Annotated in this window: 22 protein-coding genes and 1 pseudogene; 13 read left to right on the top strand and 10 right to left on the bottom strand. The window is 61.6% G+C overall.

The annotated features are described in order from the left end of the window. Nucleotides 1–176: 176 nt before the first annotated feature. On the top strand, nucleotides 177–686 hold the full coding sequence (locus FFM81_RS10820) for a single-stranded DNA-binding protein (protein WP_025416164.1): 510 nt from the start codon (nucleotides 177–179) through the stop codon (nucleotides 684–686). An 87-nt stretch (nucleotides 687–773) separates the two neighbouring features. On the opposite strand, the gene FFM81_RS10815 is transcribed toward FFM81_RS10820, so the two are convergent. After that, complete coding sequence (locus FFM81_RS10815; protein WP_138384295.1) at nucleotides 774–1,421, bottom strand: MarC family protein; 648 nt, start codon at nucleotides 1,419–1,421, stop codon at nucleotides 774–776. 236 nt (nucleotides 1,422–1,657) lie between these two features. Here FFM81_RS10815 and gyrA point away from each other — a divergent pair, with 236 nt between their 5' ends. After that, complete coding sequence (gyrA, locus tag FFM81_RS10810; RefSeq protein ID WP_138384294.1) at nucleotides 1,658–4,480, top strand: DNA gyrase subunit A; 2,823 nt, start codon at nucleotides 1,658–1,660, stop codon at nucleotides 4,478–4,480. 330 nt (nucleotides 4,481–4,810) lie between these two features. On the opposite strand, the gene FFM81_RS10805 is transcribed toward gyrA, so the two are convergent. Both FFM81_RS10805 and FFM81_RS10800 read right to left on the bottom strand, forming a co-directional pair. Next, nucleotides 4,811–4,966 carry a hypothetical protein gene (locus FFM81_RS10805; protein ID WP_003573160.1) on the bottom strand — a complete coding sequence of 52 codons (156 nt, stop codon included), beginning with the start codon at nucleotides 4,964–4,966 and terminating at the stop codon, nucleotides 4,811–4,813. A gap of 142 nt (nucleotides 4,967–5,108) precedes the next feature. After that, on the bottom strand, nucleotides 5,109–5,366 hold the full coding sequence (locus tag FFM81_RS10800; RefSeq protein WP_343073718.1) for a hypothetical protein: 258 nt from the start codon (nucleotides 5,364–5,366) through the stop codon (nucleotides 5,109–5,111). Between the two features lie 131 nt (nucleotides 5,367–5,497). Here FFM81_RS10800 and coaD point away from each other — a divergent pair, with 131 nt between their 5' ends. From coaD to tgt, 5 genes are all read left to right on the top strand, one after another. Next, nucleotides 5,498–5,992: a pantetheine-phosphate adenylyltransferase gene (coaD, locus tag FFM81_RS10795; protein WP_128397483.1), complete on the top strand. Its 495-nt coding sequence runs from the start codon at nucleotides 5,498–5,500 to the stop codon at nucleotides 5,990–5,992. A gap of 73 nt (nucleotides 5,993–6,065) precedes the next feature. Then, nucleotides 6,066–6,638: a peptidylprolyl isomerase gene (locus FFM81_RS10790; protein ID WP_003573156.1), complete on the top strand. Its 573-nt coding sequence runs from the start codon at nucleotides 6,066–6,068 to the stop codon at nucleotides 6,636–6,638. A 28-nt stretch (nucleotides 6,639–6,666) separates the two neighbouring features. Further along, entirely contained in the window at nucleotides 6,667–7,176 is a 510-nt protein-coding gene (locus FFM81_RS10785) for a peptidylprolyl isomerase (protein ID WP_003573154.1), read from the top strand. A gap of 69 nt (nucleotides 7,177–7,245) precedes the next feature. Continuing rightward, the gene (queA, locus tag FFM81_RS10780; RefSeq protein ID WP_025416169.1) at nucleotides 7,246–8,331 is read left to right on the top strand and encodes a tRNA preQ1(34) S-adenosylmethionine ribosyltransferase-isomerase QueA; all 1,086 of its coding nucleotides are present in this window, start codon (nucleotides 7,246–7,248) and stop codon (nucleotides 8,329–8,331) included. Next, complete coding sequence (tgt, locus tag FFM81_RS10775; RefSeq protein ID WP_097533496.1) at nucleotides 8,328–9,458, top strand: tRNA guanosine(34) transglycosylase Tgt; 1,131 nt, start codon at nucleotides 8,328–8,330, stop codon at nucleotides 9,456–9,458. Before queA ends, tgt begins: the two co-directional genes overlap by 4 nt. A 48-nt stretch (nucleotides 9,459–9,506) precedes the next feature. Here the strand turns inward: tgt and FFM81_RS10770 are convergent, their stop codons facing one another. The 6 genes from FFM81_RS10770 to FFM81_RS10745 form a co-directional block, all read right to left on the bottom strand. Further along, nucleotides 9,507–9,854 (bottom strand): hypothetical protein, encoded by a 348-nt coding sequence (locus FFM81_RS10770; protein ID WP_246401080.1) that lies wholly within the window; start codon nucleotides 9,852–9,854, stop codon nucleotides 9,507–9,509. Between the two features lie 121 nt (nucleotides 9,855–9,975). Then, nucleotides 9,976–10,404 carry a DUF4864 domain-containing protein gene (locus FFM81_RS10765; protein WP_003573145.1) on the bottom strand — a complete coding sequence of 143 codons (429 nt, stop codon included), beginning with the start codon at nucleotides 10,402–10,404 and terminating at the stop codon, nucleotides 9,976–9,978. An 80-nt stretch (nucleotides 10,405–10,484) separates the two neighbouring features. Beyond that, the gene (gene fabF, locus FFM81_RS10760; RefSeq protein WP_138384293.1) at nucleotides 10,485–11,750 is read right to left on the bottom strand and encodes a beta-ketoacyl-ACP synthase II; all 1,266 of its coding nucleotides are present in this window, start codon (nucleotides 11,748–11,750) and stop codon (nucleotides 10,485–10,487) included. Nucleotides 11,751–11,763: 13 nt separating this feature from the next. Then, nucleotides 11,764–12,267 carry a winged helix-turn-helix transcriptional regulator gene (locus tag FFM81_RS10755; RefSeq protein WP_003573141.1) on the bottom strand — a complete coding sequence of 168 codons (504 nt, stop codon included), beginning with the start codon at nucleotides 12,265–12,267 and terminating at the stop codon, nucleotides 11,764–11,766. Nucleotides 12,268–12,307: 40 nt separating this feature from the next. After that, nucleotides 12,308–12,610 carry a hypothetical protein gene (locus FFM81_RS10750; protein ID WP_097533493.1) on the bottom strand — a complete coding sequence of 101 codons (303 nt, stop codon included), beginning with the start codon at nucleotides 12,608–12,610 and terminating at the stop codon, nucleotides 12,308–12,310. Between the two features lie 126 nt (nucleotides 12,611–12,736). Then, nucleotides 12,737–14,863: a calcium-binding protein gene (locus FFM81_RS10745; RefSeq protein ID WP_128397484.1), complete on the bottom strand. Its 2,127-nt coding sequence runs from the start codon at nucleotides 14,861–14,863 to the stop codon at nucleotides 12,737–12,739. Between the two features lie 277 nt (nucleotides 14,864–15,140). Here FFM81_RS10745 and FFM81_RS33235 point away from each other — a divergent pair. After that, nucleotides 15,141–15,376 (top strand): annotated as a pseudogene (locus FFM81_RS33235) (alpha amylase C-terminal domain-containing protein); the annotation flags it as partial. 52 nt (nucleotides 15,377–15,428) lie between these two features. Here the strand turns inward: FFM81_RS33235 and FFM81_RS10740 are convergent. Beyond that, on the bottom strand, nucleotides 15,429–15,617 hold the full coding sequence (locus tag FFM81_RS10740; RefSeq protein WP_003573137.1) for a hypothetical protein: 189 nt from the start codon (nucleotides 15,615–15,617) through the stop codon (nucleotides 15,429–15,431). 209 nt (nucleotides 15,618–15,826) lie between these two features. Between FFM81_RS10740 and FFM81_RS10735 the strand changes: the two genes are divergently transcribed. The 5 genes from FFM81_RS10735 (at nucleotide 15,827) to FFM81_RS10715 (ending at nucleotide 20,204) form a co-directional block, all read left to right on the top strand. After that, nucleotides 15,827–16,222: a hypothetical protein gene (locus FFM81_RS10735; protein ID WP_003573135.1), complete on the top strand. Its 396-nt coding sequence runs from the start codon at nucleotides 15,827–15,829 to the stop codon at nucleotides 16,220–16,222. A 197-nt stretch (nucleotides 16,223–16,419) separates the two neighbouring features. Beyond that, nucleotides 16,420–17,250, top strand: a complete 831-nt coding sequence (locus FFM81_RS10730) for a metallophosphoesterase family protein (RefSeq protein WP_138384292.1) — start codon at nucleotides 16,420–16,422, stop codon at nucleotides 17,248–17,250. Next, on the top strand, nucleotides 17,247–18,455 hold the full coding sequence (locus tag FFM81_RS10725; protein ID WP_138384291.1) for an ABC transporter ATP-binding protein: 1,209 nt from the start codon (nucleotides 17,247–17,249) through the stop codon (nucleotides 18,453–18,455). Before FFM81_RS10730 ends, FFM81_RS10725 begins: the two co-directional genes overlap by 4 nt. After that, nucleotides 18,448–19,371, top strand: a complete 924-nt coding sequence (locus FFM81_RS10720; RefSeq protein ID WP_037092926.1) for a carbohydrate ABC transporter permease — start codon at nucleotides 18,448–18,450, stop codon at nucleotides 19,369–19,371. Before FFM81_RS10725 ends, FFM81_RS10720 begins: the two co-directional genes overlap by 8 nt. Further along, complete coding sequence (locus tag FFM81_RS10715; RefSeq protein ID WP_003573129.1) at nucleotides 19,368–20,204, top strand: carbohydrate ABC transporter permease; 837 nt, start codon at nucleotides 19,368–19,370, stop codon at nucleotides 20,202–20,204. Before FFM81_RS10720 ends, FFM81_RS10715 begins: the two co-directional genes overlap by 4 nt. The last annotated feature ends 20 nt before the right edge of the window (nucleotides 20,205–20,224 follow it).

Below are 20,224 nucleotides of genomic sequence, written 5' to 3'. Positions count from 1 at the left end.
ATCATACGGATAAACTAGAACAAAGAAAGAACAAAATTCCTGATGAATGCATGCGGCTTTCTGATGGGATAAACATGTGGATTAACGACCGTTCACGCGCATCGGCGGTCCGCGATGGTTTAAGGTGCGCTGATCGATTAACGCCGCCGGGCAGGGCGGCAGGCAGGGTGAGAAGCATGGCTGGTAGCGTAAACAAGGTAATTCTGATTGGAAACGTCGGTGCGGACCCGGAAATCCGCCGCACTCAGGATGGCCGGCCGATCGCCAATCTTCGTATCGCGACCTCGGAGACCTGGCGCGACCGCAATTCCGGCGAGCGCCGTGAAAAGACCGAATGGCACACCGTCGTGGTCTTCAACGAGGGCCTCTGTAAGGTCGTTGAACAATATGTGAAGAAGGGCGCCAAGCTTTATATCGAAGGCCAGTTGCAGACCCGCAAGTGGCAGGACCAGCAGGGCCAGGACCGCTACTCCACTGAAGTGGTGCTGCAGGGCTTCGGCTCGACGCTGACCATGCTCGACGGCCGCGGTGAAGGCGGCGGTGCAAGCTCCGGCGGCGGCCGTGGCAGCAGCAACAATGATTACGGCGACGATTACGGCGCCCCGGCTCCCTCCTCATCGCCGAGCCGCGGCGGTGGTGGCGGCGGTAACTTCTCGCGCGATCTCGACGACGACATCCCGTTCTGATCAACCGCTTTTCCTAGCTTGGAGAAGAGTTGGAGAGCATGATGCCTTTGAATGGCATCATGCTCTTTTTCTTTGGAATTGCGCCGTTCAATGCGGCGTCGCGCTGATGAGATTGAGCGCGGCTTTTGCACCGTCAACGACGAATTGCACCGCAAGGGCGGCGAGGATGACGCCTAGGAGCCGTGTGAGGATCGCCCTGCCGGTGACGCCGAGGAAGCGGTCGAGCCTGTCGGCGATCAGCAGCATCAGGAAGGTCAGCAACAGATTGGCGGCGATGACGCCGATCAACTGGGCTTTTTCGACGGTGGTCGGCAGCGTGCCGGCCAGCAGGATCGTCGCCGAGATCGCGCCGGGGCCTGCGATCAGCGGCAAGGCGAGCGGGAAGACGGCGATATTTTCGATGTGATCCTTGGTGACGGCAGCCTCGCTGGCCTTCTCCTTGCGCTCCTGCCGCCGCTCGAACACCATCTCGAAGGCGATCCAGAAGAGCAGCAGCCCGCCGGCGATGCGGAAGGCGCCGATCGAGATGCCGAGCACGCCGAGAACGCTTGCGCCGAACAGGGCGAAGACGGCGAGGATGATGAAGGAGATGGTCGAACCGCGCAGCGCCACCTGCGTGCGCTCGGCCCGGCTCATGCCCGTCGTCAGCCCCAGGAAGATCGGCGCCAGCCCCGGCGGGTCGATGGTGACGAGCAGCGTCGTGAAGGCGTTGATCAATTGGTCGGCGCTTGCCATCGTCTCTCCGAAACCGCATATAGTCACATGGTTTTTATGATTGTGAAGCGGGGATTCCGATTTGGCAAATATCCCGCGGCCGCCGGCAGCGGATTTGTCCGCTCCCGCCCCGCGACTTGTATGTTTTACCCTCTTTAAGCCGCAAAAGCCTGTTCAAAACGCACCGTGAAATTGGCGCGGGAACAGGCTTTCCGCTATAAATCTTCAAGTGATTCTAGAAGAGATCGTGATCTGTTTTGACTGAGCAAACACCCCCCGGCGGCGGGAAGCTCCCGCCAGGCATCGAGCCCATCTCCATCATGGAGGAAATGCAGCGGTCGTATCTCGATTACGCGATGAGCGTCATCGTCAGCCGCGCACTGCCCGACGTGCGCGACGGCCTGAAGCCCGTGCACCGGCGCATCCTCTACGGCATGTCCGAGCTCGGCATCGACTGGAACAAGAAATACGTCAAATGCGCCCGCGTCACCGGTGACGTGATGGGTAAATACCATCCGCACGGCAATTCCGCGATCTATGACGCGCTTGCCCGCATGGCCCAGCCCTGGTCGCTGCGGCTGCCGCTGATCGACGGTCAGGGCAATTTCGGCTCCGTCGACGGCGATCCACCGGCGGCCGAACGTTACACCGAATGCCGCCTGGAAAAGGCGGCCCATTCGCTGCTCGACGATCTCGACAAGGAAACCGTCGATTTCCGCGATAACTATGACGGCACACTCTCCGAGCCGGTCGTGGTACCGGCCAAATTCCCGAACCTGCTCGTCAACGGCGCCGGCGGCATTGCCGTCGGCATGGCGACCAACATCCCGCCGCACAATCTCTCCGAAGTCATCGACGGCTGCATCGCGCTGATCAACGATCCGGCCATCGAACTGCCGGACCTGATGCAGATCATTCCCGGCCCTGACTTCCCGACGGGTGCAAAGATCCTCGGCCGTGCCGGCATCCGCTCGGCCTATGAGACCGGCCGCGGTTCGGTGATCATGCGCGGCGTCGCCGCCATCGAGCCGATGCGCGGCGATCGCGAGCAGATCATCATCACCGAGATTCCCTACCAGGTGAACAAGGCGACGATGATCGAGAAGATGGCCGAGCTGGTGCGCGACAAGCGCATCGAAGGCATCTCCGATCTGCGCGACGAATCCGACCGCCAGGGTTATCGCGTCGTCGTCGAGTTGAAGCGCGATGCCAATGCCGATGTGATCCTCAACCAGCTCTACCGCTATACGCCGCTGCAGACATCCTTTGGCTGCAACATGGTGGCGCTGAACGGCGGCAAGCCGGAACAACTGACGCTGCTTGACATGCTGCGTGCTTTCGTCTCCTTCCGCGAGGAAGTCGTTAGCCGGAGAACGAAATTCCTGCTGCGCAAGGCGCGCGACCGTGCCCATGTATTGGTCGGCCTTGCCATTGCCGTCGCCAATATCGACGAAGTCATCCGCGTCATCCGCCAGGCGCCCGATCCGCAGTCGGCCCGCGAAGAACTGATGACCCGCCGCTGGCCGGCCGAAGATGTCGAGAGCCTGATCCGTCTGATCGACGATCCGCGTCACCGCATCAACGAGGACCTGACCTACAATCTCTCTGAAGAGCAGGCCCGCGCCATCCTCGAACTGCGCCTTGCCCGCCTGACGGCGCTTGGCCGTGACGAAATCGGCGACGAACTCAACAAAATCGGCGAAGAGATCAAGGATTACCTCGATATTCTCTCGTCGCGCGTCCGCATCCAGACGATCGTCAAGGACGAACTGATTGCCGTCCGCGACGAATTCGGCACGCCGCGCCGAACCGAGATCGTCGATGGTGGCCTCGAAATGGACGATGAGGATCTGATCGCCCGCGAGGATATGGTCGTCACCGTTTCGCATCTCGGCTATATCAAGCGCGTGCCGCTGACCACCTATCGCGCCCAGCGCCGCGGCGGCAAGGGTCGCTCCGGCATGACCACTCGCGACGCGGATTTCGTTAGCCGGCTGTTTGTGGTTAATACGCATACGCCTGTGCTGTTCTTCTCGTCGCGTGGCATCGTCTACAAAGAGAAGGTCTGGCGTCTGCCGATCGGCACGCCGACCTCGCGCGGCAAGGCGCTGATCAATATGCTGCCGCTGGCACCCGGCGAACGCATCACCACCATCCTGCCCTTGCCCGAGGACGAGGCGAGCTGGGACAATCTCGACGTCATGTTCTCGACGACGCGCGGTACGGTTCGCCGCAACAAACTGTCGGACTTCGTCCAGGTCAACCGCAACGGCAAGATCGCCATGAAGCTCGAGGAGGAGGGCGACGAAATCCTCTCCGTCGAGACCTGCACGGAACGTGATGACGTTCTGCTGACCACGGCGCTCGGCCAATGTATCCGCTTCTCCGTCGACGACGTTCGCGTCTTTGCCGGCCGCAACTCGATCGGCGTGCGCGGCATCAATCTCGGCGAAAGCGACCGCATTATCTCGATGACGATCGTCGGCCATGTCGATGCCGAGCCGTGGGAGCGCGCCGCCTATCTGAAGCGCTCCGCCGCCGAACGGCGTGCCACGGGCGTTGATGAAGAAGACATCGCTCTGGTCGGCGAAGAAGTCACCGAAGAGGGACAGCTCTCCGACGATCGCTACGAAGTGTTGAGAGACCGCGAACAGTTCGTCCTGACGGTCTCGGAAAAGGGCTTCGGCAAGCGTTCGTCTTCCTACGACTTCCGCATCTCCGGCCGCGGCGGCAAGGGCATCCGCGCCACCGACACGTCGAAGACGGGCGAGATCGGCGAACTGGTCGCGGCTTTCCCCGTCGATGACGGCGATCAGATCATGCTGGTTTCCGATGGCGGCCAGCTGATCCGCGTGCCGGTCGGCGGCATCCGCATCGCCAGCCGCGCCACCAAGGGCGTCACCATCTTCTCGACGCACAAGGACGAAAAAGTCGTCTCGGTCGAGCGCATCAGTGAACCGGAGGACGATGAGGCGGAGGAGGCTGTCGAGGTCGCCGAAGGTGCTGCTGCTGCCGAGGAAGGTGCTGCCGGCGAAGCGCCGATTGCCGATGGTGATCCGGCCGGACCTACCCAGGAATAATTTGAACGGGGCGGCTTCGGGCCGCCCTTTTCCTTTCAAGCCGGGGTGGTCGACCACACCCAAAGAAAAAGCCGGACGCTGGGTGCATCCGGCTTTGAAAGGCCTTGGGCAGCGGAAGGGTGCCGCTCAAGCTGGGGAAGGGGTTGGAAAAAAGGAAAGTCAGAACGCTCTATGTCTTTCGTTCAGCGCCTTGACCTCTTCACCTTCGCGCCGGAGCGCTGATATCGTCGAGGCAACAGACACTATGAACATGACGCTGATGAGGGCGGTGAGCACTGTCAAGATCGTGAACATAGGCATTCCTTTCCTGGGGAGTTGCGTTGTCGCCCCTCAGTACTGGCCCAGTACGGCCGTCCGGGCCGAAGCATAGGGACCATAAACCTTGGACGTATCAGCCTTCTGATCATAGAGCGCGACAGTTGCGGTCAGCATGCCCGTGACCATTACCATCCAGAGCACGTTAATCATCGTAATCTTGCCGGGCATCTTTAGTCCTTCCTGCCGCGATAATCGCATCTATGTGTCGGTTGAATGAACGCATCCGTTTTAAAATGGTTCCGCCGGATGTTGAGGCGGTGTTTACCAATGCCGATCTGAAGCCTCCTTGAATGTCTCGTTCATCTGGCGTTCAGATTCGAACGTCGGTTTTTTCACGCAGGCGGCTCTCTTTTCCACGCAGCCGGCCTTGAGCGCGCACGATCGCCGCATGCTCGGCAAGCGCCGGCCGCACCCAGCTCACCTCGTAGCGATCGGCGAAATAGCCATAAGCCTTCTCGGCGGCCAGCGAGGAAACGACGGCAAGTGCAACGAGCACGATCAGCATGGATCTTGTCTTTCGGGGAGCGCCGGATGCCAGAATGGCATCGGCTGTCTTGACGATTTGAATTTAGCAGATCCTGTCTGAAACCGCCTTGAACGGGTCATTCATCCGCCGTTCAACCGTCCGGGATGGTTGCCCAAATCACTTGCGGGAAGGCGGCATCCGTGACAAAAGGCGTCAAACAACGGTCGGGCCAGATGACGACAGCTTTTTATCCGGGGTCCTTTGACCCGATCACCAACGGGCATGTGGATCTTCTTGTCCAGGCGCTGAACGTCGCCGAAAAGGTGATCGTTGGGATCGGCATCCATCCCGGCAAGGCGCCGCTGTTTTCCTTCGAGGAGAGGGCCGAGCTGATCCGCCTTTCGCTCGCCGAAGCGCTGCCCGGCAAGACCGGCGATATCGCCGTCGTTGCCTTTGACAATCTGGTCGTCGATGCCGCCCGCACCCATGGCGCCACGCTTCTGATCCGCGGGCTTCGCGACGGCACCGATCTTGATTATGAGATGCAGATGGCCGGCATGAACAGGACGATGGCGCCCGATATCCAGACCATCTTTTTGCCGGCGGGCACGGCCTCTCGGCCCATTACCGCCACATTGGTCCGCCAGATCGCCGCCATGGGCGGCGATGTCAGCGCCTTCGTGCCGGCCGCCGTCTTACAAGCCCTCACATCCAAGCGCCAAAATTAACAACTACAAAGACTTGCAAGACAAAGACGAGCAAGCGCAAAGACCAGGCGGAACCCGCCGCAATGGAGCCCACATGAAACTCTTTTATCTCGCATTTGCCGGCGTATTGTATCTCGCCTCCTTCGCCGGCGATGCCTTCGCCCAGTCGGCCGATCATTATCTGACCGTGCAGTTGAAGGACGGCCCTGTCGTCATCCAGCTCATGCCTGAGGTGGCGCCGAAGCATGTCGCCCAGATCGAGGCGCTGGCCAAGAAGGGCGAATACGACAACGTCGCCTTCCACCGTGTCATCGAGGGTTTCATGGCCCAGACGGGCGACGTCAAATATGGCAACATGGAAAAGGGCTTCGATGCCAGCCTTGCCGGCACCGGCTCCTCCGACATGCCCGACATTCCGGCTGAATTCTCCAAGACCCCGTTTGTGCGCGGCACGGTCGGCATGGCCCGCTCGCAGGATCCGAATTCCGCCAATTCGCAGTTCTTCATCATGTTCGCCGACGGCTCCTTCCTGAACGGCCAGTACACCGTCGTCGGCAAGGTCGTTTCCGGCATGGAGAATGTCGACAAGATCAAGCGCGGCGAAGGCCAGAACGGCGAAGTCAAAAGTCCCGACCGGATGATCAAGGTCACCCTGGGCAAGAAGTAAGTTACGAGAGAAACAAGAGGAGAAGATTATGGCCGAGATCAAGGATCCCGAAAACACCATCATTCTGGAAACCACCAAGGGCAAGGTTGTCATTCAGCTTCTGCCGCAGGTCGCCCCTGAACATGTCGCCCGCATCAAGGAACTCGCTCGCGAGAAGGCCTATGACGGCGTCGTCTTCCACCGCGTCATCCAGGATTTCATGGCCCAGACGGGCGATGTCGAATTCGGCAAGAAGGGCTCGGAAACCTTCAATCCCGGTCGCGCCGGCATGGGCGGCTCCTCGAAGCCGGATCTGAAGGCTGAATTCTCCGCGACCACGCATACGCGCGGCACCTGCTCGATGGCCCGTTCGCAGAACCCGAACTCTGCCAACTCGCAGTTCTTCATCTGCTTTACCGATGCGCCCTGGCTGAACAAGCAGTATTCCGTCTGGGGCCAGGTCATCGAAGGCATGGACAATGTCGACAAGATCAAGCGCGGCGAGCCGGTTTCCGATCCGGACTCGATCGTCTCGATGCGGGTTGCCGCCGACGTCTGATTGTGATTTCTGCTGAAACCCGCCCTTGCGTGACTGCGCGAGGGCGGGTTTCGCTTTGAAAGTGCCCTAATGCGCGTAGACCTTTTCGATTTCGATCTGCCCGATGAACGCATCGCGTTGCGGCCCGCCGAGCCGCGAGACAGCGCGCGCCTGCTCGTCGTCGATCCCAATGCAGGCAACATGCTCTCCGATCATCGCGTCAGCGATCTCGCCTCCTTCCTGCGGGCGGGCGACGCACTTGTTTTCAACGATACCAAGGTCATTCCCGCCCAGCTCGAAGGCATCCGCCATCGCGATGGCGCCGGCGGCCAGCAGGTGTCGGCGACGCTGCATATGCGCGTCGGCCCGAGCCGCTGGAAAGCCTTTGCCAAGCCCGGCAAGCGCATCAAGGAGGGTGACCGCATTTCCTTTGGTCATAGCGGCGAAAGCTGCTTCCTCGGCTCGCTCGATGCTACCGTCGAGGAAAAGGGCGAGGCTGGTGAAGTGACGCTCGCCTTCGATCTTTCCGGCCCGGCGCTCGACGAGGCGATCGCCGCCGTCGGCCATATTCCGCTGCCGCCCTACATCGCCGCCAAGCGCCCGGAGGACGAGCGCGACCGCGCGGATTACCAGACAATCTATGCTCGAGAAGACGGCGCCGTCGCCGCGCCAACCGCCGGCCTGCATTTTACGCCTGGCCTGTTCGAAGCGCTCGACAGAGCCGGCATCGAACGCCATTTTGTCACGCTGCATGTCGGCGCCGGCACCTTTCTGCCTGTGAAGGCAGACGATACCGCCGATCACAAGATGCATCTGGAAACCGGCACCGTCAGCGCTGAGGCCGCCGCACGGCTGAATGCCGTCAAGGCAAGGGGCGGGCGCATCATCTGCGTCGGCACCACCTCGCTGCGGCTGATCGAGAGTGCCGCGGAAGAAAGCGGCGAGATCAAGCCCTGGGCCGGCGCCACTGGCATCTTCATCACGCCCGGTTACCGCTTCAAGGCGGTCGACATGCTGATGACCAATTTCCATCTGCCGCGCTCGACGCTGTTCATGCTGGTCTCGGCCTTTTCAGGCTTCGAGACCATGCACGCGGCCTATAATCACGCCATCTCGACAGGCTACCGCTTCTACTCTTACGGCGACGCGAGCCTTCTTTTCCGGAAAGATACATGACAGAGACCTTCCAATTCACGCTTGACAAGACCGATGCCGGCGCGCGCCTCGGAAAAATTTCCATGCCGCGCGGCGAAATCCGCACGCCGGCCTTCATGCCGGTCGGCACCGTCGGTACCGTCAAGGCCATGTATCTCGACCAGGTGCGCGAAACCGGCGCCGACATCATCCTCGGCAATACCTATCACTTGATGCTGCGCCCGACGGCTGAGCGCGTCGCCCGCCTCGGCGGCCTGCACAAGCTGATCCGCTGGGAGCATCCGATCCTGACGGACTCTGGCGGTTTCCAGGTCATGTCGCTCTCCGGCCTGCGCAAGCTCGACGAGCAAGGCGTCACCTTCAAATCGCATGTCGACGGCAGCCTGCACCATATGTCGCCGGAGCGGTCCATCGAAATCCAGGGCCTGCTCGGCTCCGACATCCAGATGCAGCTTGACGAATGTGTGGCGTTGCCGGCCGAGCCGAAGGAGATCGAGCGCGCCATGGAAATGTCGCTGCGCTGGGCCGAGCGCTGCAGGGTCGCCTTCGGCGAGCAGCCGGGGAAGGCGATGTTCGGCATCGTCCAGGGCGGTGATATTCCGGCCCTGCGCATCCGTTCGGCGCAGGCGCTGAGCCAGCTCGACCTCAAAGGTTATGCGATCGGCGGCCTTGCCGTTGGCGAGCCGCAGGACGTCATGCTGCAGATGCTGGAAACGACGCTGCCGGTGCTGCCCGGGCAAAAGCCCCGTTACCTCATGGGCGTCGGCACGCCGGACGATATTTTGAAGTCGGTCGCCCGCGGCATCGACATGTTCGACTGCGTCATGCCGACCCGTTCCGGCCGCCACGGCCTGGCCTTTACCCGCCGCGGCAAGGTCAATATCCGCAATGCCCGCCATGCCGAGGATATGCGCCCGCTCGACGAACAGTCGAACTGCCCGGCCTCGCGAGACTATTCCCGCGCCTATCTCCACCATCTCGTCCGCTCCAACGAGGCGCTCGGCGGCATGCTGCTCTCCTGGAACAATCTCGCCTATTACCAGGAACTGATGCAGGGCATCCGCAAGGCGATCGCCGAAGGTCGGTTCGCCGATTTCATGGCGGAGACGCAGGAGGAATGGGCGAGGGGCGATCTCCAACCCGTATGATCTGCCCTCTCGTGGTGACGGTCACCTGCTGCCGATATCTTCTGTTCGTCAGGCCGCAGGAGTGCAGCTTCCAACGTCCGCCGGCTTGACGCGGCCGGCCTGAAGATCGCTCCATTGCGGGATCGACGGGTCTGGGCCACCGATCGACGCCTCAAACGCGGCACGGTCCAGCTTGATCAGCCGTCCGCTCGCAAGGATGCTCACCATCTCTTTCTTGTCGACATAAGCCAGGCTGGCATCCAGCCGGCAGAAAAACCGCTTGCTGCCGTTTGAGACGACCCAACCGTAGCCGCCGGCCTTCCCCTTGGTGAGTTTGCCGATGGCGTAATCCTGCCCTTTAAGCTTCGAAAAGGATTCCGCCTGCGCAATCGTCGGCATGGCGGCGACGCCGATCACCGTAGCGGTGACCAACCACTTGAAGGAAAGCATTGAGTTTCATCCCCGGATTGAAAGACCTGAGCCCTATACGTTCCGGGAACGACGGACACAACTTTAATCTGCAGGGATGTTTAATCCACTAGATGCCCTTGCTGTCGGCATCCGGCATGATCTGTACGCCGTTGATCCTGTAGCTGCCGTCCGGCTGGCGGGTCATCTGGTAGATCGCCGTCCAGTCCTTGCCGTCGCGGCCTGAGATCAGCACCTCGTGATAGATCAGCGCACCATTGTCGATCGAGCGGCTGCGGCCAAAGGCGTAGTTGCCGGGATGGTAGACCGGTTCGTAGCTCTTCTTGACCATGGCGAAGAACAGGTTCTTGTCGGGATACATCGCCCTGATGCCGGGAGCGGCGAAGGAATAGGCGGTCTCCGCATCGTCCTTGAGGAAGGCTTTGATCTGTTCCTCGATCATCGTCCGCGTCGTGTCGATCGGATCTTCGGCGCGGGCCGAGATGGCGGAGAGTATGGACGCGGCACACAGAATGACGACTGCGAAGAAGGCGCGCATGGGTGATCTCCAGCTCCATCAGGAAAGGCATCCCTGATGGAGCAGAAGTGTAGGCGATTTTCCGTTTAGGGAAAGCTGATTTACGACCAGCGCCGGAAGAGGGCGCTGGCATTCACCCCGCCGAAGCCGAAGCCGTTGGTAATGGCATAGTCCATCGCCACCGGCCGCGCCGTCTTGCCGACAATATCGATGCCGTCGGCATCAGGATCGGCCTCAACCAGGTTGCGGGTCGGCGGGGCGATCTGGTCGCGCAGCGCCAGGATGGTGAAGATCGCCTCCAGCCCGCCGGCCGCCCCGAGCAGATGGCCGGTCGCCGATTTCGTCGCACTGACGGCAATGCCGCCATCGCGCCCGAAGACCGTGCCGATCGCGGCAATCTCGCCTCTGTCGCCGACCGGTGTCGAGGTTGCATGCGCGTTCAGGTGCTTGACCTCAGAAGCCGCAATCTTCGCCTGCCGGAGGGCGGCCTCCATCGCCCGGCGTGCGCCGTTGCCGTCTTCGGGGCCTGACGTCATATGGTAGGCGTCCGCCGCCGTGCCGTAGCCGACGAGTTCTGCAAGCGGCATAGCGCCACGGGCAAGCGCATGCTCGAGCCTTTCAATGACCAGGATGCCGGCGCCTTCGCCCATGACGAAACCGTCGCGCGCCGTGTCGAAGGGCCGCGAGGCCAGCTCCGGCGTCTCGTTGAAACCGGTGGAAAGTGCACGCGCAGCAGCAAAGCCGCCGAGGCTCACCTTGTCGATGCAGGCCTCGGCGCCGCCGCAGATCGCCACATCGGCTTCGCCGGAGCGGATCAGCCGCGCCGCATCGCCGATCGCCTGGACGCTGGCCGCGCAGGCCGTCACCGGCGCGCCGAGCGGCCCCTTGAAGCCGTAGCGGATGCTGACCTGGCCGGCGGCAAGGTTGACGAGGAAGGACGGCACGGTGAAGGGCGACAGCCGCCGCACGCCGCGCGCCTCACCGATCCGCACCGCTTCGGCGATCGCCGGAAAGCCTCCGACCCCGGAGGCGATGATCGTCGCGGTGCGCTCGCGTTCGCCTTCGCCAGTGGGCATCCAGCCGGCCTGTTTGACTGCTTCCTCCGTCGCCGCCATGGCGAAGTGGATGAAGCGATCCATTTTCTTCTGGTCCTTGGGCGTGATGGTGCGGTCCGGATCGAAGCCGGCCTCTGCATCCTCACCGATATCAGGAACGACACCGCCGACCTTGGCTGAGAGCTCGCCGACCACATCCTCGGTAAGCACTCTGAGACCCGAGGCGCCGTCGACGAGACGTTTCCAGGCGGGCTCGACGCCGGTGCCCAGTGGCGAGACAAGTCCCATGCCGGTGACAACGATGCGATCCATTCTATTCTCCTTTTTAGGCGTCGATGCCCAGATACCAGGCGCGCATGCGGGCAATCCGCGCACGCACCTCGTCATCGGCGGCGGGGCCTGCAAGCAGGCTGGTGTTTTCGGGTGTCACCTGTTCGCCGGTCCGCGTGTCCACAAGCACCGTCTGGCGCGATTTGCCCGCGGTATCGCCGAGCAGAAAGGCGAGGTCTTCTTCCGGAATGTGCCGGCTTCCCCAGGAAAACAGCGTCATCAGCACCGGAAAGAAATCGCGGCCCTTGTCCGTCAGCACATATTCGTAGCGGGCAGGGCGCTGATGGTAGAGACGCCGTTCGAACAGCTCCTGATCCGTCAGGTGCTTGAGCCGCCGCGTCAGGATGTTCGGCGCCACGCCGAGGCTCTTCTGGAAATCGTCGAAGCGCGAAAGTCCCTGAAAGGCGTCGCGCAGGATCAGGATGCTCCACCAGTCGCCGACGCTGTCGAGCGCACGCGCCACCGGGCATTTGAAATCGCTGAAGCTCGTCCGTTGCATACCGCAGTCACTATATCAGTGACTATCATTATGCAAGTTACTATCGGACATCACCTTCGAAATACCGGGCGAGCAGTACGCCGGCGACGAGCATGCCGGCGGCAACGAAGATCGTGTCGCCGGGCGTGCCGATGTAGAGCGGTCCGATATTGGCAAACAGCAGAAAGGCGATGAGGAAATTCGCCCAGCCCCAGACGACATTCGCGATCGGCGAGCCGAGCTTGCCCCTCGGCGCCATTGGCAGACGGAAAGGCCGGCCGCTGACGCCGTTGACGAAATGCGGGATGCCGGCGGTCATAAATGCCGCGGCGATGAAATGGACGATATAGGCAATCCAGGGCAAAGGTTTCTCCGGCGCTGCGAGTGGCGTCAACGGAGGAATGTGGCCGGGAAAGTCATGCCGGCAAGAGCAGCCTGGAAAAGCGCGCGCTGCGGCAGCCCGCCGCCGAAGGGCGACGGGTCGGCCGGATCAGACAAGCACGAAATCTTTGAAGTGAAGCGACGGAGAATTGTCGAGATCGGCGATATGGATCGCCGTGCCCGCCGCACTCCCATCCGCGTCAAAAGATAGGATGCCGCTCGCCTGATCGTAGATCAGTCTGTCATCCGCCTCGAGCGCTTTCGCGCCGACAACGAAATTCTCCTCCGAAAATGCGGACAGGCTGAGCGCGGCGAAAATCGAATGGTCGAGCAGCAGCTTGTCGCCCGCCGTGGCGGAGAAATCCCGGATCTTGTCGACGCTGATATTGTCGGGTTTCACATCGAAGACGAAGCTATCGCTGCCTGCGCCGCCGGTCAGAATGTCGGCGCCGGCTTTGCCGATAAGCTTGTCGTTGCCGAGCCCGCCGCTCAGCTGGTCGGCGCCTTTGCCGCCATTGATCGAGTTGCTGCCGTCGTTGCCGGTGAGAACGTTGGCCGTGTTGTTACCGACAGCGTTGAGATTGGCCGTCCCGGTCAAGGTCAGGTTTTCGATCGTTCCGGCCGTGCGCTTCGGATCGGCCAGGCTGAAGGAGATCGAAGCCTTGACGGTGTCCTTGCCGGATGCCCCTGTTTCATCGGCAAAATCACCCGCATTGTCGATCACGTAGGTGTCGTTGCCGCCGTGTCCCGACATCCGGTCGGCGCCGGTGCTTCCATCGAGGATATTGTTGCCGGAATTGCCGACGAGTACATTTGCCAGCGCATTGCCCGTGGCATTCACATTCGCGGTACCGGTCAGCGTCAGATTCTCGACCTCGCCGATCGTATGCGCCGTATCCCTGAGGCTGAAGCTGATCGACGACATGACGGTATCCGTCCCGCCACCCTTGCTTTCGTCAACGATTTGCGTGGGGTTGGTTACGGTGAATGTGTCGTTGCCCGCGCCGCCATAGATATGGCCGGTGGCCGGCGGCGGCGTGGTGGCGCTACCGCCTCCGATGTCGATGATAACGGGATGGTCGACGACATCCACGGTCAGGGACGACACATTGCTGAAGCTCTTGATCGCCGTCGTCCCGCTCAACGGATCGAAAATCTTCACAGAGCCGAACGAGGTCCCGAGATTGACCTTGACGCCTGTCGCCGCGGCCTGAATGGCCGTGTCGGTGGACTGGTTCCAGATATCGGGCTCGTTCCAGATGATGATCTGGGAGCTTCCGTCCGATTTTTCCGTGAGCAGGCTGTGCGCCGAGGAGGGCATGCCGTCGATCGAATAGTTGAGAGTGCCTGCGCTGAAGCTTGCCTTCTGAACACCGTCGTCCGCCAGTATTTCGGTCAGATTGTGGATCGCCGTCGCAGCCGGCTTGGCCGAATAGTCGAGATGAAAAAGGCCGAAATGCTTTTCCTGATTGGCGCCCTGCGGATCGGAATAGGCGTCGAGCAGCTCGTAGAGGAAGGTCTGTTTCGATCCGAGGGCTGCGCCGTCCATCAGCGTGTTGAGCAGAAGTTTTGCCTGCGTCGCTTCGCTGACACCTTCCCAGCCGCCATTGGTGTCGGCGGTGAGCGAGGTATGGTAGCCGGTCTCGGTTATCGCCAGCGGCTTGCCCGGATCGGCAGCGCGCTGAACGCCGGATTCTCGGGAGAGCCATGAATATGGCTGGTCGCCATCCTTCGCATAGGTGTGGATCGTCGTGTAGTCGGAGGCGGAGGCAACCGTATATCCGGTAAAGCCGAGGACCGGGATATTCTTCAGAAGCGGATCGGCATTGACGGCGGCGGACAGGTCCTTCTGATAGGCAACCGCTGCGGCCTGGCCGCTCAGGCCATGATAGCTGACCGGCCAGTTGTTGACCTCGTTCGGCCCCTCGATGCCGACGACCGAGCCGGGATGGGCCTCAACGAAGGCGTGCAGCCGCTGGGCCACGCTGGCGGGGTCGACCTCCCGCTGGGCGCTGAAGACGAATTGCACGCCGGCGTCGGCCGCATTGCCGAGATGTGTTTGGCCGTTAGGATCGGAAGCGGAGTTGGGAGCGTGATCGCGAACCGTGCCAAGGCCGAGATAATCGAGTGCCTTAACGACTTCTCCGACATTGGAATATTTTCCGTCGGTATAGTCGATATGTGTATCGATGCCAAAGGAACGGATAATATCGTTTATTCTAACGGCTTGGGCCATAGGTTCTCTCCCGATTTACGAGGGAATTGGCCATGGGAATATATCCCCCACTTGCTGTCCGCCAATTCGATTTAATACACGAGGAGGGACGTGTAGCGCTGCCCGTTAACCATGATTTATTGTTCTGAATGTGGCCCGTATCGGCCAGCAATTTACCCAATAGATTATCAATCTTTACTTGTATTTTTCCGGCCGGGCGGCAGATCATGCCTGGGTGAGAAACGGCCACACAGTCAGAGCCGGGGGAATCCGAAGTATCTGGAGGTTCCGATGACCGTCCGACGGCGAGGATTTCCTCGTGGTCGGATCGCTGAACGACGCTGCCTTCCAGCATGGCTATCGGCCGCGCAGCGAGCGTCTGGGAGACGGCCTCTGGGAAGAGATCTTCAATAGCGATGCTGAGACTTATGGCGGCTGGAATGTGGCAACGGCGGCGCAAAGATCAGAGCCACGGCGGGAATGCTCGAGGCCGCGCTGCCTGCATCAGGCGTCCTAGTGTTTCGCAGGCTGTGACGCGTCGCGCATCACGCCTTCCAAGGCAGCAGGCAATGGGTGCGCACGCCGCTCAGGCAAATCCGACCGGCAGGTTTTCCAGTTGTCTGCCGGCACCGTAGTCGCGCTCGTGCTGAGAGCGGCGGCGGCCGTCGCGGCGAGTGGACAGATCGATCCGGTTTTCGGCAAAGATCCCATCGGGATAGGTGCCGGTAGCATGGCAATCGGTGTCGATTTTAGGGGCAAGGATTTTCAGGATCATCGGGGTTCCTCCGCGGCGCACCATCAACACTCGGAAAGGCCGCTTCGTTCCCTTTATAAACTCTGAATTATTAATAAATTAACCATAAGCGGCACGGAGAGGCTAGGCGGTTGCCAACCTCCTGCCCACACACGTCGGCGCTGAATGGCCTTGCCGTGGAACTCACCGACTGTGATTGCCGTTGATATCGACGGACACAGGAGGTTTTCATGCAGTTGATCGATACGCGAGTGTCACAGGCCGGTGACATCTTCACCGTCGAATTCTTGGGCGAGGGAGGGGAATCGATCTCCGTCAAGATCGACAACTCTCACGGCGAACTCGACCACTCCAAGGCCGTCGACCACGCCAAGGTGATGATGGTCCAGCTGACCAGCTTTGCGGGCGGGGAGGCGGATGGCAGCATCAATCGTTACGATGCCCTGAGCAACGGCAATTTCGACGAAGGCAGCAAGGGCCTGATCGGCCAGCCGAGTGCACGTTCGAGCCACGACGCCGAAATGCTGGAAGAGGAGCTCGAGGAAGGCCTTGAGGACAGCTTTCCGGCAAGCGATCCTGTCTCGGCAACGGTTTCGTCCATTCCCGCCAACGCACGACGGCACTGATCGTACCGCGTTTTAAATTCCAAATGCCAGAGAAGGCTGCCCGTTCCGGCGGGCAGCCTTCTCCTTGCATGACAAATCGATGTCAAAACTGAGAAACAGCTGAAAACCGCGGATGTCTGATTGATATGGGAGCCTTCTAGAGAGGGCCCGAGAAGGGAGTGCGCAGGATGCGCTTCCCAGGTCTCGGAGACGCGCTCATGAAAATCATTCAGATCACCGACACCCATTTCAGCCCGAACAAGCCGCATTTCAACGGCAACTGGGCGCCGCTTCTGAACTGGATCGAAAGGACCGGCGCCGACCTGCTCGTCCATACCGGCGATCTCACCGTCGACGGTGCCGACAAGGACGAGGACATCACCTTTTCGATGGATCTGATGCGCCAGGTGTCGATCCCAATGCTGATCGTTCCCGGCAATCACGATGTCGGCCATCTCAAGGATTCCGACCAACCCGTCAATACCGAGCGGCTGGCCCGCTGGCGCAGCCTTGCCGGTGACGATCGCTGGCTGGAGGATGCGGCCGAGTGGCGCTTCATCGGCTTGAATTCGCTGCTTCTCGGTCATGAGGACGAGGAGGAAGAGGCCCAGTTCGAATGGCTCGCCAAGGCATTCGAAGAGAGGGCAGGGCGGCGCGTGGCCCTTTTCGCCCACAAACCTCTGTTCGTCGATGCACCGGATGAAGGCGATACCGGCTACTGGAGCGTTCGTCCGGTCCAGCGCCGGCGGCTCTATGATCTGATAGCAGCCCATGACGTGGCGCTGTTTGCCAGCGGCCATCTCCACTGGGCCTGGCAGGGACGTTTCGACAATACCCAGCTGATCTGGGGTCCGTCGGCCGCCTTCATCATCGACAAGATGGAGCGCGAGATGCCGGGCGAGCGCCTGATCGGCGCCGTCGTTCACGAGTTCGATACATCGGTCGAAAGCGAGATCGTCGCCGTCCCAGGCATGACTGCTTATGTGCTCGACGACGTCGTGCACGAGGTCTACCCCCAGGCGGTCAAGCAGCGGGAGCCCGTCGAATGAGCGCGCTTTCGCTTCGCGGCATCGCCAAGGCATTCGGCGGCAACCAGATCCTCAATGGCGTCAGCCTCGATGTCGGGGCGAGTGAATTCATCGCGCTGGTCGGCCCCTCCGGCTGTGGCAAGAGCACGCTGCTGCGCGTTCTCGCCGGCCTCGACCATGCCGACCGTGGTGAGATCCTAATCGGCGGACGAGACATGTCCGGTGTGGCGGCTGCTGAGCGCAACATCGCCATGGTCTTCCAATCCTACGCACTCTATCCGCATCTGACGGCCTCGCAGAATATTGCCGTACCGCTGGCGATGCGCCGCCTGTCGAGAATGGAGCGGCTGCCTTTCGTTGGATCATTGATGCCGGGCCAGCGCGCCACCCGCGCGGCGATCGCCCGCGACGTCCGGGAGATGGCGGCATCGCTGAAGATCGACCACCTGCTCGACCGCAAGCCCGGCCAGATGTCGGGCGGCCAGCGCCAGCGCGTGGCGCTCGCCCGCGCCATGGTGCGCCAGCCGAGCATCTTCCTGATGGATGAGCCGCTGTCCAATCTGGACGCCAACCTGCGCGTCCACGCCCGCGGCGAAATCGTCGAACTCCATCGCCGCGCCGGCGTGCCGACGCTCTATGTCACCCATGACCAGGCGGAAGCGCTGTCGATGGCCGACCGCGTCGCCGTCATGATGGGCGGCCGATTGCTGCAGATCGCAAGTCCTCAGGTCATCTATGACGATCCGGCCCATATCGAGGTCGCCCGCTTCATCGGCCAGCCGCGCATCAACCTGCTTCCCGCCTTTGCCGAAGGCGGTGTCGTTCTCTGCGGCGGCCTGCGGCTGACGCTTGAAAATGCACCCGACAGCAAGATGCCGGTGACGCTCGCCATTCGCCCGGAATTCGTCTTTCTCGCCAAGAGCCGGCACGACGGCCTTGCGGCCCGGATCGAACGCCTCGAATTCCTGGGATCTGACGTCATCCTCCATTGCCGGCTCGACGAGATCGGCGAGACTATCGTCGCCAAGGTGCAGCCGTCCGAAGCCTCCGGGCTTGCGGCGGGCGATGCCGTCGGACTGCGATTGTCGCCAGGCCGCACGCTGATCTTTGCCGAGGACGGCAGCCGGCTGGCCGGCTTCGTTGCGAGTGGTGATGCCGGACTCAGCGCTACTGATGCCGGGCCTGCTGGCAATTCCGATGCCGAGCGGGAGAGGGCGCATGGCTAGCGTCGCCTCCCTGGTCATCCCTGATAGTGCCGCCATTGCGCATCGCCGCAGTGAGGCCCGCATCGCCTGGATGCTGGTGCTGCCGGCGGTCGTCCTGCTGTTTCTCTTCGTGCTGTTGCCGGTCGCGGCTGTCGTCGCCCTCGGTTTCACCGACTTCGAACTCGGTTACGGCAAGTTCCGTTTCGTCGGCTTCGAAAATTACGCGCACCTGATCACCGACCGCACCTTTCGCAAGTCGCTGTGGAATACGACGGTCTATACGGCGATCGTAGCACCGGTCTCGATCCTTCTCGGCCTCGGCATCGCCATGCTGATCGAGAGTGAGACCGCGGCGCGCAGCTTCTTCCGCACCGCCTACTTCCTGCCGGTCGCCTCGCTGATCGTCGCCATGGCGACCGTCTGGCAATATATGTTCCACCCGACGATCGGCCCGGTTAACGCGCTGCTGGCGCTTGCGGGATTGCCCGGCCCGAACTGGCTGGGCAGCTCCGGCACGGTGCTTTACAGCCTGTCGATCATCGGCGTCTGGCAATCGGCCGGCTTCAACATGGTGCTATTCCTGGCCGGGCTGACGGCGATCCCGCGCGAGCTTTATGCGGCAGCCGAAGTCGACGGCGCCAGATCCTCCTTCGACCGCTTCCTGCTGGTCACCTGGCCGATGCTCGGACCGACGACGCTTTTCGTCATCACCATCAGCATCACCAATGCGGTCAAGGTCTTCGAGACTGTGAAGACGCTGACCGAGGGCGGCCCGAACAAGGCGTCTGAGGTGTTGCTCTTCACGATCTACCAGGAGGGCTTCGTCTACCTGCGCGTCGGCTACGCCTCGGCAATGACGGTGGTGTTTCTGCTGATCCTCGTGGTGCTGATGTTCCTGCAATACCGCATTCTCGACCGCCGGGTGCATTACACATGATGGCGAGCGCTTTTTCCCTCGGCAGGATCATCCGCCTGAGCCTGCTTTCCGTCGGGGCGATCATTTTCCTCGCGCCCTACATCTTCATGATCTCGGCGGCCGGCAAGACGCAGAGCGACATCTTCACTTCGTCGCTGTCGCTGATACCGGCGCATCTCGCCTATGCCGAGAATTTCGCCAAGGCCCTGAGCCGGGTGCCGATGGCGCGGCTCTTGTGGAACGGCGTCGTCGTCTGCGGGCTGATCTTCTTGCTCCAGGTGCTGGTGGCGATCCCCTGCGCCTACGCCATGGCGAAGCTGCGCTTCGCCGCCGCCCGCGCCATGATGGTGTTGGTCATGCTCGGCCTTCTCGTGCCGATCCATGCGACCGCGCTGCCGCTCTATGTCGCTTTCAACAGTACCTCGCTGCTCAACAGCTATGCCGCTCTGGTCGCGCCCTTCACCATTTCGGTCTTCGCGATCTTCATGTTCCTGCAGTTCTTTCGCGCAATGCCCGACGATCTCATCCATGCCGCCCGTCTCGACGGCATGTCGGAGCTCGGCATCGTCGCCCGCGTCATCGTGCCGAATGCCTGGCCCGCGGTCACCGCCTTCGCCATCTTCTCGGTCGTCGCCCATTGGAACGATCTCTACTGGCCGCTGATCGTCATCAGCAAGCAGGACTATGCCACGCCACCGCTTGGGCTGATGTATTTCCGCGCCGCCGAAGCCGGCGACGATTACGGCGCGCTGATGGCCGCGACCCTCATCATTACCCTTCCCCTCGTCGCCGCCTTCCTGCTTGCGCAGAAGCGGTTCGTCGAGGGCATCACCATGACCGGTCTCAAAGGCTGACCGGCTTCAACCAGGAGAAC

It is taken from the genome of Rhizobium hidalgonense, assembly GCF_005862185.2.
GTDB lineage: Bacteria > Pseudomonadota > Alphaproteobacteria > Rhizobiales > Rhizobiaceae > Rhizobium > Rhizobium hidalgonense.
This window is presented reverse-complemented; position numbering and strand designations above follow the sequence as displayed.